This window comes from Veillonella parvula, from assembly GCF_002005185.1.
Classification (GTDB): domain Bacteria; phylum Bacillota; class Negativicutes; order Veillonellales; family Veillonellaceae; genus Veillonella; species Veillonella parvula_M.
In genome coordinates, this window is sequence record NZ_CP019721.1 from 1,411,551 (window position 1) to 1,427,547 (window position 15,997).

At 37.3% G+C, this 15,997-nt stretch carries 13 protein-coding genes; all 13 read left to right on the plus strand.

The features are described from left to right. Nucleotides 1-61 precede the first annotated feature (61 nt). Nucleotides 62-1,498: a glucose-6-phosphate isomerase gene (locus B1A77_RS06495; protein WP_024061211.1), complete on the plus strand. Its 1,437-nt coding sequence runs from the start codon at nt 62-64 to the stop codon at nt 1,496-1,498. A 9-nt stretch (nt 1,499-1,507) separates the two neighbouring features. Next, the gene (galE, locus tag B1A77_RS06500; RefSeq protein ID WP_077708306.1) at nt 1,508-2,497 is read left to right on the plus strand and encodes a UDP-glucose 4-epimerase GalE; all 990 of its coding nucleotides are present in this window, start codon (nt 1,508-1,510) and stop codon (nt 2,495-2,497) included. A gap of 125 nt (nt 2,498-2,622) precedes the next feature. Further along, entirely contained in the window at nt 2,623-3,471 is an 849-nt protein-coding gene (locus B1A77_RS06505; RefSeq protein WP_077708307.1) for a hypothetical protein, read from the plus strand. Then, nucleotides 3,453-4,775, plus strand: coding sequence for a type II secretion system protein GspD (locus B1A77_RS06510; protein WP_038125307.1), 1,323 nt, complete (start codon nt 3,453-3,455; stop codon nt 4,773-4,775). The genes B1A77_RS06505 and B1A77_RS06510 overlap by 19 nt, the downstream gene beginning before the upstream one ends. Before the next feature lie 28 nt (nt 4,776-4,803). Next, nucleotides 4,804-6,723: an ABC-F family ATP-binding cassette domain-containing protein gene (locus tag B1A77_RS06515; RefSeq protein ID WP_077708308.1), complete on the plus strand. Its 1,920-nt coding sequence runs from the start codon at nt 4,804-4,806 to the stop codon at nt 6,721-6,723. A 120-nt stretch (nt 6,724-6,843) separates the two neighbouring features. Next, nucleotides 6,844-7,992 (plus strand): ABC transporter substrate-binding protein, encoded by a 1,149-nt coding sequence (locus B1A77_RS06520; RefSeq protein WP_008713654.1) that lies wholly within the window; start codon nt 6,844-6,846, stop codon nt 7,990-7,992. Nucleotides 7,993-8,008: 16 nt separating this feature from the next. After that, entirely contained in the window at nt 8,009-8,890 is an 882-nt protein-coding gene (locus tag B1A77_RS06525) for a branched-chain amino acid ABC transporter permease (RefSeq protein WP_004697158.1), read from the plus strand. Next, the gene (locus tag B1A77_RS06530; protein ID WP_077708309.1) at nt 8,890-9,900 is read left to right on the plus strand and encodes a branched-chain amino acid ABC transporter permease; all 1,011 of its coding nucleotides are present in this window, start codon (nt 8,890-8,892) and stop codon (nt 9,898-9,900) included. The genes B1A77_RS06525 and B1A77_RS06530 overlap by 1 nt, the downstream gene beginning before the upstream one ends. An 11-nt stretch (nt 9,901-9,911) precedes the next feature. Beyond that, nucleotides 9,912-10,673 carry an ABC transporter ATP-binding protein gene (locus B1A77_RS06535; RefSeq protein WP_008713656.1) on the plus strand — a complete coding sequence of 254 codons (762 nt, stop codon included), beginning with the start codon at nt 9,912-9,914 and terminating at the stop codon, nt 10,671-10,673. 1 nt (nt 10,674) lies between these two features. Further along, nucleotides 10,675-11,385, plus strand: a complete 711-nt coding sequence (locus B1A77_RS06540; protein WP_004697319.1) for an ABC transporter ATP-binding protein — start codon at nt 10,675-10,677, stop codon at nt 11,383-11,385. A 408-nt stretch (nt 11,386-11,793) separates the two neighbouring features. Next, the gene (locus tag B1A77_RS06545; RefSeq protein WP_004697402.1) at nt 11,794-12,537 is read left to right on the plus strand and encodes a polysaccharide biosynthesis/export family protein; all 744 of its coding nucleotides are present in this window, start codon (nt 11,794-11,796) and stop codon (nt 12,535-12,537) included. Between the two features lie 37 nt (nt 12,538-12,574). Beyond that, entirely contained in the window at nt 12,575-14,401 is a 1,827-nt protein-coding gene (locus B1A77_RS06550; protein ID WP_077708310.1) for a polysaccharide biosynthesis protein, read from the plus strand. Between the two features lie 149 nt (nt 14,402-14,550). Next, on the plus strand, nt 14,551-15,996 hold the full coding sequence (locus B1A77_RS06555) for a GumC family protein (protein ID WP_077708311.1): 1,446 nt from the start codon (nt 14,551-14,553) through the stop codon (nt 15,994-15,996). The last annotated feature ends 1 nt before the right edge of the window (nt 15,997 follow it).

Genomic DNA, 15,997 nt, shown 5'->3' on the forward strand with positions numbered 1-15,997 from the left:
CATTCTTTTATGGTATAATAAAAAAATATTGTACATAAAATGTCAGTGAAGGAGATATTTGATGTTGCGATTACAATCAGGTTTTGAGTTAGATTATGCTAATATATATAATGAAAGTTGCATACAAGAACGCGATGTGAATAATTTTGAACGAGCTATACAAAATGTATGGCGTCATACAAATATTTTGCGTTCTACAGGCTTCGAAGAAGGTCATGTTTCTAAAGATGGTTTACCTGAACCTGTGTTGTTTTACCAACTTCCATATATTTCAGAAGATGGTATCAATACACCAGATATGTTAGAGCGGCTCTACGAATTACGTGACTATGCACGCCATAATATTGATACGGTTGTATCTCTAGGTATTGGGGGCTCCTATTTGGGAAGCAAAGTTATTTTTGATGTGCAATGTGGAGCATTTTGGAATAACTACAGTGCAGAGGAACGCGACGGCTATCCTAGAATGTACTTTGCAGGCTTTAATGTGGATGGTGATTACTTAGTAGGGCTAATTCGTACGTTAGAGTGTCAAGCTCAGAAAAAAGGTCCTGATTATAAGGTGATGCTCGTTATTAATTCTAAGTCTGGATCTACCATTGAACCTATGGCTAACTTCATGATTTTGGAGAAGGCTTTACAAGATCGTAATATTAACTACGAAGTGATAGCTGTTACAGATGTATCTGATGATGAACATCCTACGATTTTACGATCTATGGCGATAGAAAATAATTGGAAGACCTATAGTATTCCTTATGGCGTAGGTGGTCGTTTCTCTGTATTTACAGAAGTTGGTTTTGTAACGGCCGCTCTTGTAGGATTTGATATTGAAGGATTTTTAGCTGGTGCTGCATCTATGGATGTAGCATGTCAAGAAGAAGACATTTTTAAAAATCCAGGCCTTTTAAGTGCATTATTGAAATATATTGCATCTGAACGATATGGTCGTATTATAGAGGTGTTTATGCCTTATAGTGAAGCACTCCACTCATTATCTGATTGGTATGTACAGCTCCTATCCGAATCTCTTGGAAAAATGAGTAATACTTGTCTACCATATGGCCGCACGCCAGTAGCTGCAGTAGGTACTATGGATATGCATGCTCAAGTTCAAGAGCATCAAGAGGGGCGCCTAAATAAGGTAGTTCAATTTATTAAGGTTAAGGACTGGAAACATAATCTCATTGTTCCAGATTCTTATAGTCAATATGAACGTTTACACTCTCTATCTGATGTAGGCATTTGTGATATTTTAAACATTGCTTTAGATGCTAATAGAGAAGCCTTGTCTAGTGACAATCGTTTTAACATGACTATAACTGTACCAACATTAAACGCATTCCATTTAGGGGAAATTATGTTTATGCATTGTTGGGCCGTTTATTTTGAGTCCATTTTTGCGGGCGTTGATGCTTTTGATCAACCAGGGGTAGAGGTTTATAAGCGTCTCATTGGGCCCAAATTGGCTCGAGCAAAGGATGTACATAATTCATGAGGGGGAACTATGAATATTTTAGTAACAGGTGGTGTTGGTTATATTGGGAGTCATACTGTACGTGCTTTACAACAAGCAGGATATACACCAATCATTGTAGATAATTTATCTCGAGGGCATGTAGAATCTATTCCTGAAGGGGTAAAGTTCTACAATATGGATATTGCAGATCCTAAACTAGTAGGCATTATGAAAGAACATAACATCCTAGGTGTAATGCATTTTGCTGCTCACTCACAAGTTGGTGAATCCATGCAAAATCCAGCTATTTATTATGAAAATAATGTAGTTGGTTCCTATCACCTTATTGAGTCTGCTCGTACCGCAGGTATAAAGCATTTTGTATTTTCTAGTACGGCTGCTGTGTATGGTGAGCCAAAGGTAGTGCCTATTCGTGAGGATGCTCAACTGCAACCAACAAATGTATATGGTCGCACTAAATTGATGATAGAAGAAATGATGTCTGATTATAGTTCTATCTATGGTTCTACATATGTTGCGTTGCGTTATTTCAATGCGGCCGGTGCAGATCCGTCTGGTATGATTGGAGAAGACCATCATCCTGAAACTCATTTGATTCCACTTGTGTTAGATGCGGCTCGCGGTAAAAGAGAGCATATAACTGTATTTGGTACTGATTATGATACGGCTGATGGCACATGTGTACGCGACTATATTCATGTCAATGATTTAGCAACTGCTCACGTATTGGCTATGGACTACTTACGTAAAGGCGGAGAATCTCAAGTATTTAATCTTGGTAGTGGCAATGGATTCTCTGTAAAGGAAATCATCGAGACTGCAAAAGAGGTTACAGGTATCGATATTCCTGTTCAATATGGTGATCGCCGTGCTGGTGATCCAGGAACATTAATTGCATCCTCTGAAAAAATTAAAAATTTACTTGGTTGGGATCCTAAATTTAGTAATGTTGCTGATGTTATCAAAGATGCATGGCATTGGCATACATCTCATCCAGATGGGTTTAGTAGTAAATAAAGAACAAATAGTTTTGATTTGTCAATATAATGAATGACTCTATTAGTCACCGTGGTGACTGGTAGAGTCATTTTTTTGTAGGATTTTAAAAGAGCCTCCTAGAATATGTCAGCAGGAGGTGGATTATGAATTTACGAGACTATATAGAACGTATGAAAATGTGGATTGATAAGCAGCATTTTATTATGCGCCACTATAAGTTTGCACTTGGTATTTTCCTTATCATTGCGGTGGCCCTTTTAGGTATTGGTATTTTTTATCCTCATGAGGAGGAAAATGTTCATATTAGTTTAGATCAATCTAATGGTAGAGATGGTAATCAAAATGAACGAGGCTCAGAGAAATTATCAAAAGAAACAACACATGGTAATAGAACAGGGAAAGGAAAGAACTATTTTAAAGATGAAAGTGATATAAAAAATGTAAAGGATAGAGAGGTAAAAAGCAATGTTCATGGACGATTATTATATGATATTACCGGTGTTGAACGAGCAAATCCTTGGCGAGAGGTTTTTAAAGATATTCCTATAGATGATTTACTTGGTCAGAATAAGATAACTAAAGATAGTAATGGCAATTTCGTTGATATAAATAATGATTTATATGAGTCCGATGATGAAATAAGTACTTTTGGAAAAACGGAAGATAAAAGTCGTAGAAATGGAAAATATCAACAAATAAGAAATAATAAAAAGCATAGTGGTAATTATATTGAATTAAAATCTAAAGATACTAGTGCTAGACGAGTTGAATCTAGTATACAACCTACTATAAGTAATCCTATCAAACAACATCCCATAGAGCTTATAGGTATTATTGAGGGCCAACAGAATATTGCCATTTTACGAAAAGGTACAGAGGAACAAATGGTTAGTATAGGAAGTGTGTGGAAAGAAATATCAGTATCTAAGATAACTGCAAGTGGTGTAGAAATTATTGAAGGAGGTTCATCACGGTGGCTAAGAATCGAGTAAACTTTCTAGGTCTAAAATATATAGATAAGATTATAGTGATAGTTATATTGCGAATAAGCTTATGGATGGTCGTCATGCTTGTAACTCCGTTCATGGTATTTGCTAATAGTACTGATAGGATAGGTACTAATAGAAATGATAGAATAACTGCTAGTAGTTCTGAAACTATCGTAAATAGTAGTGAAGTAGATAAAAATGAAAAAAAGGTTGGGAACGAACTCATAACGATTTCTGTACGCAATGCATCCTTAAAGGAGACCGTCTTAGGCATTTGTCGTAGTTATGGTATATCCGTAATTGGTGTAGAGTCGTTAAAAGGGAGTATTACGGCCACTGTAAAGGGAGAATCACCAGAAGCAATTATTAATGAATTAGGTAAGTTATATCATTTTTCCGTATCGAAGGAGCATAATACCCTTCTTATTGATTCTGATGATGAAACACTTGAAAAAAGAGAGCTATATGTTATATCACCTGAACATTTGCCGGCTGAGTCTTTGAAAAATGTGGTAGGCACAGTGGTAAAAAACGATAAAATGGCAGTGCTTTCAGAACAAAACGAAGTAATTATGCATTTGACGAGTGGAGAAAAGCGACGTGTAGAAACCTTAGTACGTGCTATCGACAAGGAACCAAAACAAGTGCAATTAGAAGCTACCATCATTGCTATGGAACAATCCTATGCTAAGGAACAAGGATTTAGATGGTCTTGGCTTAGCTTGACCGGCCATGGAGAAGATAAAACACATTCCTATGGTGCCGTTACCTTTGGCAAAACTCCGACTGGAGAAGCCTATAAGTTTTTTGTAAAACCAGAGCTAAGTCTTATGGAAAGCTCAGGTAAAGCCGTTCTAATTGCAAAGCCATCTATCATGGCTCTCAATGGTGAGACTGCACATATCTTGATAGGTGAAAGAATACCAGTTATAGAAGAATCGGAAGTGAATGGAGAACGAAAGCGTTCTACTCGTTATGAAGAGGTGGGCATTAAGTTGAATTATACTCCTATTATTACTGCTGATGATGGTGTAGATGCTAAAATACATGCAGAGGTGAGTACACCTATTATGGTATCTGAAATGAAAGCCTATAAAATAAGCACACGTCAAGCACATACAAGAGTACGATTACAACCAGGAGAAGTGCTGGTTATTGGTGGACTCATGGACAATCGAGATCAACATCAAATACAAAAGATACCTATTTTAGGAGATATCCCTTTGTTAGGAAAATTATTCCGTCATAGTCGAAAAACAAAAGATTCTATAGAAATGCTAATGTTAGTGAGGGCAACTGTGGTATAATGAAGAGTAAATGATTAGGAGGTTGTGAATGGAACGCATTCGAATGATAGGCCTTGGAAAATCGTTTGGAGTGCGCCAAGTATTTTCCAATGTGTCCTTTGAGTTAAAAGAAGGTGATCGACTCGCCTTGGTAGGCCCTAATGGGGCTGGAAAATCTACCTTGTTAAAGTGCATATTAGGCTATGAAGAGCTGGATGAAGGTAATGTAGTCAAGTCGCCTGTTGCTAGTATTGGCTATTTACAACAAGATGTAAATCTGGGGGATGATAGCCTTGCTACGGAAATAGAAAAGGCTTGGGCCGATGTTCATGCATTGGAAAAACAATTAAAAGAACTCACTAGTCGATTGGAATCTGAAGAGGCTAGCGAATCGGATTTACAACGCTTAGATTATTTACAGAATCGTCTAGAATGGTTAGGCGGGTATGACTACGAGCAAAAGACAAAGCGCATAGTCTATGGTCTTGGTTTTACTGACGATGACTTAGATAAGCCGGCTAATGCATTTTCAGGTGGTCAAAAAACACGTATTAACTTAGCTAAAGCATTAGTACGTAGTCCCGATTTTTTATTCTTAGACGAACCAACTAACCATTTAGATATGGATATGCTGGAGTGGTTAGAGGGGTACCTATCTGCCTATCAGGGTGGAATTCTCATTGTAAGTCATGACCGGTATTTTTTAGACCGTATTGTCACAGGTGTTGTAGAGTTAGATAATCATAAGGCTACAACCTATCGCGGTAACTATAGTCGGTATATTCAACAACGGGATGAACGCTTAAAGGCAGATATGGTGGCTTATGAAAAACAACAGGAGTACATTAAGAAAACAGAGGCTTATATAGATAAATACCGTGCTGGTATCAAGTCTAAAATGGCTCGTGGTCGTCAGTCCCAACTTAATCGATTAGAACGTCTAGAGGCACCTGTTACTTCACATCATTTACAATTTTCGTTCCCTCCTGCAGCAATGAGTGCCGATAAGGTTTTAGTACTAGATCGCTTATCTGTAGGATATGGTGAAAGTCGTATTATTGATGATATCTCTCTTGTTGTTCGACGTGGTGAATCCGTAGCACTTATCGGGCCTAATGGAGCTGGTAAGTCTACACTGGTGAAAACTATTGTAGGAGAATTATTCCCTGAAAATGGTCATGTAGATATTGGCAATCGGGTACAAGTGGGTTACTTCTCACAAGAGCACGAAGAGCTGCACGATTCTTGGCAGGTAGTAGAAGAGATTATGAATCACTTTAACTATAGTGAGGATAAGGCGCGTAATGTGCTTGGGTCGTTCTTATTTAAGGGGGATGATGTATTTAAGTTAGTAGGTGAATTATCGGGTGGTGAGCGCGCTCGTTTAGCTTTGCTTAAGTTATTTCTTCAAGGCGATAATTTCCTAATTTTAGATGAACCGACAAACCATTTAGATATTCCTACACGAGAAATCGTAGAAAGAGCATTACAACAATTTGAAGGGACTTGCTTTATTATTTCTCATGATAGATACTTCTTAGATCAAGTTTCTACAAAAACAGTAATTCTAGATGAAGGTAAATTTACAGAGTACCTCGGTAATTATTCATACTATAAGGAAAAGCTGAAAGAGAAAGAAGACTTATTAGCATTAGCTAATGAGAAAAACTCTGAGAGCAGTAAGCGTGATAGTAAAGCTACTCCTACTAATGAGTCAATGCTTTCAGCATCAGAAACTATAGAGGAAAATCAGAAGAAGCCAAATGCTTATATGGTAGAAAAACAATTAGCTGAGGTAGAAGCTGAAATTGCTCGTTTAGAGGCGACGATGAAGATGTATGAAGTGCAATTAGCGAATCCTGTAGTACAACAAGATTTAGATGAAATGTCTAAAATTTCCATACAAATTGAAGAGACTCAAACTGAGTTGGATTCATTATATGAGAAGTGGGAACGGCTATGTGAATAGCTTTTTAATGTATATATTATTAAGGAATTAAAATCATTTTCTTTTAATTGACAAAAGATTGAAATTTCTCATAATATAGGTATAGAATCAAAGTTTTATGTTTTAAAGGAAGGGTGTAACATGAATAAATCCATGTTAAAAAAAGCAGTCATTTTTGGCCTTGCTGGTGTAATGGCAGTTGCTGCTGGTTGTGGCAGTAATAAAGATGCAGGTAATGCAAATAGCAATGAAGCTAAAATCGCATTGTTGACAACAACAACTGGTGGTGCAGCCGCATATGGTGAGTCCATTAAAGCTGGTGCAGAATTGGCAGTAAGCGAAATTAACGCTGATGCAAATGCTGTAAAAATTAACTTATTAGTAGAAGATACTAAAGGTGATAAAAACGAAGCAATTAATGCAATGAATAAAGTAATTTCTAAGGATAAAGTTGTAGCTGTTATCGGCCCAATGTTATCTGGTGAAATGATGGCAGCTGGTCCTGTAGCAAACAAAAGTAAAATCGTAGCTCTTGGTACATCTACAACTGCTGAAGGTATTACAGATATCGGCGATTACATTTTCCGTAATGCTGTACCTGAATCCTTGGCAGTAGATACTGCAATTAAAGAAGCACATAAAACTTTAGGCTTCAAAACTGCAGCTATTATGTACTCCAACAATAATGACCAAATGGTATCTGTAAATAATACAGCTCGTAAAGCATTGGAAGCTGTAGGCGTACAAATCGTTGATACTGAAACATTTGCAGATAAAGATACTGATTTCTCTGCACAATTAACTAAGATTCAACAAGCAAAACCTGATGTTATCGTAGTTGCTTCTCTTTACCAAGAAGGCGCATTAATCATGAAAAAAATGCGTGAAATGGGTATGAATCAACCTGTAGTTGGTTCCAATGGCTTTAACAGCCCTGAATTCATTAAAATTGCAGGTGCTGCAGCTGATGGCGTTATCGTAGGTACACCTTGGTTCCCTAACAAAGACGATCAAAAGGTAAAAGATTTCCGTAAAGCTTATAAAGATAAATACGGTAAAGAACCAGACCAATTCGCAGCTCAAGCTTATGATGCGGTATACCTCTATGAAGCAGCTTTGAAAAAAGCAGGTTCCACTACAGATCGTGAAAAATTCCGAGAAGCTTTGAAAAATATTGCTGACTTTGTTGGTGTAACTGGTCAATTCAAGTTCAACGAAAAACGCGACCCTTCCATGGAAGTTCAAGTTTTACAAATTAAAAACGGTCAATTTGACGCATTAAAAAAATAAAAGTTGAGGTAGTATAGTGTTTTTACAACAATTAGTTAACGGGTTAACCCTCGGTAGCTTATATGCTGTACTCGCTATTGGCTTAACACTTGTGTTTGGCGTTTTAAATATCATCAACATGGCACACGGAGGCATCTTTATGATAGGTGCCTTCGTTGGTCTTTTTATGGTAACTGTTTTTGACGTTAACATTTTTGTAGCCCTTATCGTAGCTATGGCTGTCGGTGCTATCCTTGGTTATATTTTAGAATTTGTGGCGCTTCGTCCACTACGCAAGAAAAAGGTGTCTCACTTGGCACCACTTATTAGTACCATTGGTGTTTCTATTTTCCTTGAAAGTTTGGCATTATTGCTTTGGGGCCCTCAAACTAGATCATTCCCACCAGACTATATTGGTGGCCTAATCGACTTTGGAGCTTTCAAAATTTCTATGGTACAAATTATTGGTTTAGGCGTTTCTGTTGTGCTAATGCTGATTTTAAATGTAGTTATTAAGAAAACTAAGATTGGTAAGGCTATTCGCGCTGTATCCATGAGTACGGAAACAGCAGCTCTCTTGGGTATCAATCCAACAATGATTATATCTATTACTGTTATGATTGCATCTGCTTTAGGTGCAGCGGCAGGTGTATTGGTAGGCTTGTCCTTTAATGCTATTGAGCCTACTATGGGTGTTATTATAGGCTTTAAAGGTCTGGCAGTACTTATCTTAGGTGGTCTTGGTAATATTACAGGCGCCATGGTTGGCGGCTTTATTTTAGGTGTAGCAGAAATCTTCTCTGTTGCTTATGGTGCATCTACATTCCGTGATGCTGTTGCCTTTGGTCTCATTATCCTATTATTATTCTGGCGCCCACAAGGCTTGTTTGGATCTAAAGATAAAGGGGGTAGACCGTAATGGAATTATTAAACCCGTATTATCTACAGATCGTGATGTTTTTCATCATTAATGCCATCATGGGTATTTCAATTTATTTCACACTGGCAAGTGGACAGCTTTCTTTAGGGGCTGCTGGCTTTATGAGTGTTGGTGCATACGTAGGCGCTATTCTTTCTTTGAAAGCTGATTTGCCTATCGTTGTAGGCATTATTATTGGTGGCTTAGTTGCTAGTCTTGTGGCTGTTATTATCGGTTTGCCAACAACACGTCTTAAAGGTTTGTATCTTGCCATTGCTACACTTGGATTTGGCGAAGTTGTGCGTGTTATTTTCTTGAATTTGGATATTACAAATGGTGCATTAGGCCTTTCTGGTATTCCATCCATTCCTCAAGAATTGACAAATTATGCCTATGAATTTGATCTCGATGGTTTAATGGGCATTGATGCTGTTACATGGGGCAATCTAATGGCTATTATTATTTTGTTAGCTATTTTAGTATTGATTATCGCCTTTTGTGTACGGATTAATAATAGCCGTGTGGGTCGTGCCTTTGCAGCGATTAAGGCTGATGATCATGCAGCTGAATTGATGGGAATCAACGTTGTATACTACAAGATGATGGCCTTTATTATCGGCGCTTTCATCGCTGGTATTGGTGGTGGTTTGTATGCGCATATTACAAACTTTATTAATCCTACAGATTTCAGCTACCATAAAGTAGTACAAATTTTGTTATTCCCTGTATTTGGTGGTTCCAATGTAGTATGGGGTTCCGTACTAGGTTCCTTTATTCTTACATTACTACCAGAAGTATTGCGTTTCTTATCCGACTATCGCGATATTATTTATGGTGCTTTGCTAGTAATCTTGATGGCTGTTCGTCCAGATGGTATTTTAACAGAATCCATGGTGGATAAAATTAGCCGTAAATTAGGCTTTAAGAAAGCTCCATATATTCCAGAATCACAAGTATTAACAGAACGCTTTGAAGCATATAAGCGTAAACAACAGGAAAAACAAGGATAGGAGGGAACTGAATGCTATTAGAATTAAATGAAGTAAGTAAAAGCTTTGGTGGCGTTGCAGCTCTCACAGGTGTATCCTTTGGTGTTAAACAAGGTGAGGTATTTGGTGTTATCGGCCCAAATGGTGCTGGTAAGACTACACTCTTCAACTTGATTACTGGTGTATTCCCTGCAAGTTCTGGTGAAATTGTATTTGATGGTATGTCTGTTGTAGGCATCAAGCCTCATAGAACTGTTGAAATGGGGATTGCTCGTACATTCCAAAATATTCGTCTCTTTGGCAATATGACAGCTCTTGAAACTGTTTTAACCGGTATGCATTGTCGTACTGGCTCTGGCTTCTTATCTAGTTTTTTGAAAACAAAACGTCAACGCATTGAAGAAGAGCGTTGTCGTGGTATTGCTTATGAGTTCTTAAAGCTTGTAGGTCTTGAAGCAGATGCAGAAGAGGTTGCCACATCATTACCGTATGGTAAGCAACGTCGTCTTGAAATCGCTCGTGCCTTAGCGACACACCCTCAGTTAATCTTGCTTGATGAACCGGCAGCAGGTATGAATGATAGTGAAACTGAAGTTCTGCGTCAATTGATTGGCAAGATTCGTGACCTAGGTATTACCGTTGTGGTTATCGAACATGCCATGGAATTGATGATGAATATCTGTGATCGTTTGGTAGTACTTAACTTTGGCAAGAAAATTGCCGAAGGTACACCTCAAGAAATTCAAAATAATGAAGCTGTAATTGAAGCATACTTAGGTAAAGAAGAGGTGTAATATGTTAAAACTAGAAAATATTGTGGCTGGTTATGGACATATTACAGCCCTAAAAGATATAAGCCTAGAGGTTCCACAAGGTTCGATTGTATCTCTTATTGGTGCTAATGGTGCTGGTAAGACTACTACGATGAAGACTATTATGGGACTTGTAAAACCCACATCTGGTCGAGTGATTTTTGAAGGTCAAGATATTACGAGTCGTCAAACTCATCAAGTTGTACAGAATGGTATCTCTTTAGTTCCTGAAGGGCGTCAAATACTACAAGATATGAGTGTTTATGAGAACCTTGAAATGGGTGCTTATACACGTAAAGATAAAGAAATCGAAGCAGATATCAAAAAGGTATTTAAACGATTCCCTATTCTTGATGAACGAAGCTATCAATTGGGTGGTACTTTATCTGGTGGTCAACAGCAAATGCTAGCTATTGGCCGTGCACTTATGGCTCGTCCAAAGTTGTTATTACTAGACGAACCATCTATGGGGCTTGCGCCTTTAGTAGTAAATGAGATCTTTGAAACCATTAAAGAAATCAGTGCCGATGGAACAACAGTTCTTTTAGTAGAACAAAATGTACGCCAAGCATTAAAGATTGCTGATTATGCGTATGTTTTGGAGACTGGTAAAATGGTATTATCTGGATCTGCTGATGAAGTTCGCCATAATCCTCGTGTTATGGAAGCTTATTTAGGTGGTCGTGTTGAATAAGTAATTATATAAAGCGATCATTAGTGTCAAAAACTTTGAATAAGGTGTATATACTAGATTTCTAGTATATACACCTTATTTTTTATCACTAATTCTGATAGAAATAGGAGCACTATGTGAGCTGATAATGAAGTGAGTTTATAAATTTTTTATTATTTTTAAGAAAATCAATAATAAATCTAGTGAATTAGGAATGAAAAAAGCAAATAATTATTAATGAACATATATTGAAAATACTATATTTTTAGGGAATTGTTGTTGAAGATTTTATGAAGTTCGCCTGGAAGATACTAGATTTGTAGAAGTATATTTAAAAAAATGATAAAATAGCATGACTGATTTTTTAGATATAAGATACATCAATAATTAAGTGATGAATTAAATAAGTTGAATAAAAAAGAGGTAAGTATGAAGAAGAAACAGTATATGATGATGGCTACATTCTTATATACTACAACAATGGCTATGGCTGCACCAGTTAATATAAATACTAATCAGCCTTATAATGCTAAGAATGTACAAATGGAAGGCCATGCACCATTGGAAAATAGTGCATCTGTAATTAGCTCTGATAAAGAATATCGTCTGCGTCAAGGCGATGAACTGAATATTCAAGTGGTTCAGCAGGCAGAGCTTGGTACGCGTAATGGTAATGACATTGTGTATACCGTCAGACCAGATGGATATGTATCGTTTCCTATGGTTGGTGCTGTAAAAGCAGATGGCTTAACTGTAGATGAATTTACAGCTGAATTACAGCAAGGTTTGTCTCGTTATATCATTAATCCTGATATCACAGTAAATGTATCGAAATTGGGCGGTGTTCGCGTATATGTATTTGGTGAAATTAATAAGCCTGGCGCCTATACGTTGACTAAATCTAGTACAGTTATTGATGCGATTGGGGCTGCAGGTAGTTTTAACTGGGATACAGCAAAGAAGAAAATTTACTTGATTCATCAAGATAATCCAGAGAAACCGATTCCTATCAATTTGAATCGTATTTTACAAACTGGAGATATGTCTGAAAACTACATCATGCGTGAAGGTGATATTCTTTACTTAACTAAGAATAGTCGTATCAACTTTGCTCGTGATATTGCTCCAATCTTAACAGGGGCTTATATGGTATCACGAATAGGTAAGGATTAAAGATAAGGCGATATCTATCATATAAGGGGGCGTTTTTTTGCGTTCATATTTATTACCATCCATATTGTTTATTACCGATATTGTGACGATTGTAATCGTTGCTTTTATCAGTCTTTTTATTCGATTTGATGGACACATAGAACCTCAATATATTAATCAAATGGTGGATGCACTTCCGTTATTACTTATTTCGTATATGTTGATGTTCTTGATAATGCATTTATATACACGTATTTGGCGCTATGCAGGGATGCGAGAGGTATTAGCAGTATTTGTAGCGACTACAATTGGTACGGCTTTATTCTATTCCTCTATGTTTGTATTTGGTAAGTCATTACCACGTTCTGTCTATTTTATTACATGGTTCCTCACTACAGGTGCTGTAGGTATGGGACGTATGTTGCTTCATTATGTGGCACTTCACTATAGCAGTGGGGATGATGGTGAAAGTGGCCAAGTGAATACATTGATCATAGGCGCCGGTGATGCAGGTGCAACTATAGCTCGTGAAATTGAACGATATCATAAGCGTTCTCGTCGAGTGATTGGTTATGTTGATGATGACATGTTTAAACATAATCGTCTTATGAATGGTTTTAGAATTCTCGGTAATCGTGAAGATATTCCAGCATTAGTTGCTAAATATAAGGTAGAAGAAATTATTATTGCCATGCCTTCCGTGAAGCGAGATATTATTCAAGAAATCATGGAAATCTGTTCTCCCTTAAAATGTAAAATCAATATTTTACCGGGGATGTATCAATTACTTGATGATGAAGTTCTTGTATCTCATTTACATCCTGTTTCAATCGAGGACTTGTTGGAGCGTGATGAGATTCAGCTCGACACGTCCAAGGTTGAAACATATCTTAAGGATAAAGTGGTTTTAGTTACTGGTGCAGGGGGCTCTATTGGTTCTGAAATTTGTCGTCAAGTTTTACGTGTAAAGCCTAAAAAGCTATTGCTTCTAGGTCATGGTGAAAATAGTATTTATCTTATTCATCAAGAATTGCGCAATATTGCGCCCCAAGATACCTTGGTTCCAATCATTGCAGATATTCGCGATAAGAATCAATTAGAACAAATTTTCAAAAACTATAATCCTGATGTAGTATTTCATGCGGCAGCTCACAAACATGTGCCTCTTATGGAAATCCAGCCAATTGCTGCGGTATTAAATAATATTTATGGTACTCGTAATGTTGCGGATGTAGCCGGAGGTCATGGGGTAGATCGATTTGTTATGATTTCCACGGATAAAGCGGTGAATCCAACTAGCGTTATGGGCGCTACAAAACGGGTTGCTGAAAAAGTTGTACTTGGTATGAATCACACATATGATACTAAGTTTATAACAGTTCGTTTTGGTAATGTACTTGGTAGCCGTGGTTCGGTTATTCCTTTATTCCGTAAACAAATTGAAGCAGGTGGTCCTGTAACCGTTACAGATCCAGAAATGACACGTTATTTCATGACTATTCCTGAAGCCAGTCAATTAGTACTTCAAGCTGGTGCCATGGGGAATGGAGGAGAAGTGTTCCTTTTGGATATGGGTGAACCGGTTAAAATTGTCGATTTGGCTAAGAATATGATTCGCCTTTCTGGCTTTGAGCCTAATAAGGATATTCGTATTGAATTTACTGGCTTACGTCCAGGTGAAAAGTTATATGAAGAACTATTAACTGCCGGAGAAGGTACGAATACTACTACGCATAAGAAAATTTTTGAAGCAGCTCTAGAAGATGTTGATCAAGAATGGCTGAGTCGTGAAATAGAGCGCTTTGATACGTGTAAAACCGATATAGATGTAATTAATGTATTGCAGGATATCATTCCTACATACGATCCAAATCATAATGTATAGGTCGTGGACGATACATTTATTACCCGATATATGTATAAGACTATTTTATTTTGATACATTGTGCCTTTATTGAGAGGGTTAGGTACAGTTAATATTCTAAGTGGGAGAGACCCTGTTGTTTGTATACTTTTACAGAAAGGGGTATATGGGTGGAACAAATTATTGATTTAAAAGAGGTGGGCAGAGTCCTCATTAAAAAACGCCGTAAAATTATTAATATTACGGTAGCATGTATGGTTTTAGGTGTTGCGTATGCCTTTCTTGCACCATCTACATATCAATCTACATCGATGTTGCGCATTAAACAAGCTCAAGGTTTGAGCAATTCTGTATTATCTAGTGCTAATGCCTATTCTGATTCTATGTCTCGTCAATTGATGAACACAGATGCAGAAATTTTAAAAAGTCGTAATGTAGTAGAGCCAGTAATTACTGCTATAGAAGATCCTGAAGGTACTGGTAATGCGCCAACATATGAAGATTTTGTTAAAACTCGCATTGAAACTAAACCGTATAAAGAAACCGAGTTATTACAAGTAAGCGTAACTGGTAAGAGTCCTGAGCAAGCACAAGAAGCTAATCAATTACTTATTGATACCTTCTTAAAACGTCTTGCCGAAATTTCTCATGTTGAACAACGAACTACTCGTGAATTCTTACAAAAACGCGTTGTTACTGCGAAATCTGAATTAGAGCAAGCAGAAAATAAATTGCAACAATTCCAAGTAGATAATAAGGTGTACTCTACAGCTGATCAGATGAAAGGCTTAACTGATAAGATTACTCTAATTGATCGTGAGAAGGCTCAAAATCAACTCGATTTAGAAACGGCACAAGCTGCACTTGGCAGTATCAATGAGCAATTAGGTTCTGCAGGTAAAAGCATCGCTGATAGTGCTACGGTTCAAGCCTACAAGGGTCAGTTAGCAGATTTAGAATCTCGTAAAGCTTCTTATATTGGTAAATATACTGATGAACATCCTGCGATGAAAGAAATTAATCAACAAATTGAAGAAGCTAAAAGTGGTCTAAATGCTGAAATCAATGCTATTGCCTCTCAACAAGCACCTTCAAGCAACTCTGCACAACAAGGATTGCTAGTGGATAAGTTCAAAAATGAAGCTGCGTTAGCTGTAGCTCAAGGTAAACAATCTACATTAGCTGAGTTAGATAAAGCAAACGAAGAAGCTATAAAGGGATTACCTGAAAAAGAACGCGGTTATATCCAAGCAAAACGTGATGTAGATGTGGCACAAGATATCTATCAAATGCTATCCACTCGCTTAGAAGAAGCGAAGGTAGCAGAGGTTATGGTACCAAATGAAGTTCAAATCGTAGATGCTCCAACATTACCAGAAAAAGCAATTGCGCCGCGTAAAGTACTTATTTTATTAGGCGCTGCCATTTTAGGGGTCCTCTTTGGTTGCCTCTATACATTGGGACAATTTTTTGGTAATCGCAAAGTCGAATCTGAACAAGAGATTAATGACATCCTTGGCATTCAAAACTTGGGCGTGATTCCAAATCATAAAGAAGTAGAATACGAAGAGCCTAGTAATCGTTTCGTAGCATTGTTGCGCAAAGTGAGAGGTTAAT

Excerpts from the sequence above, each read along its gene's own strand:
- B1A77_RS06495 (WP_024061211.1), top strand. The coding sequence starts at position 62 with ATGTTGCGATTACAATCAGGTTTTGAGTTAGATTATGCTAATATATAT.
- galE (WP_077708306.1), top strand. The coding sequence starts at position 1,508 with ATGAATATTTTAGTAACAGGTGGTGTTGGTTATATTGGGAGTCATACT.
- B1A77_RS06505 (WP_077708307.1), top strand. The coding sequence starts at position 2,623 with ATGAATTTACGAGACTATATAGAACGTATGAAAATGTGGATTGATAAG.
- B1A77_RS06515 (WP_077708308.1), top strand. The coding sequence starts at position 4,804 with ATGGAACGCATTCGAATGATAGGCCTTGGAAAATCGTTTGGAGTGCGC.
- B1A77_RS06520 (WP_008713654.1), top strand. The coding sequence starts at position 6,844 with ATGAATAAATCCATGTTAAAAAAAGCAGTCATTTTTGGCCTTGCTGGT.
- B1A77_RS06530 (WP_077708309.1), top strand. The coding sequence starts at position 8,890 with ATGGAATTATTAAACCCGTATTATCTACAGATCGTGATGTTTTTCATC.
- B1A77_RS06535 (WP_008713656.1), top strand. The coding sequence starts at position 9,912 with ATGCTATTAGAATTAAATGAAGTAAGTAAAAGCTTTGGTGGCGTTGCA.
- B1A77_RS06540 (WP_004697319.1), top strand. The coding sequence starts at position 10,675 with ATGTTAAAACTAGAAAATATTGTGGCTGGTTATGGACATATTACAGCC.
- B1A77_RS06545 (WP_004697402.1), top strand. The coding sequence starts at position 11,794 with ATGAAGAAGAAACAGTATATGATGATGGCTACATTCTTATATACTACA.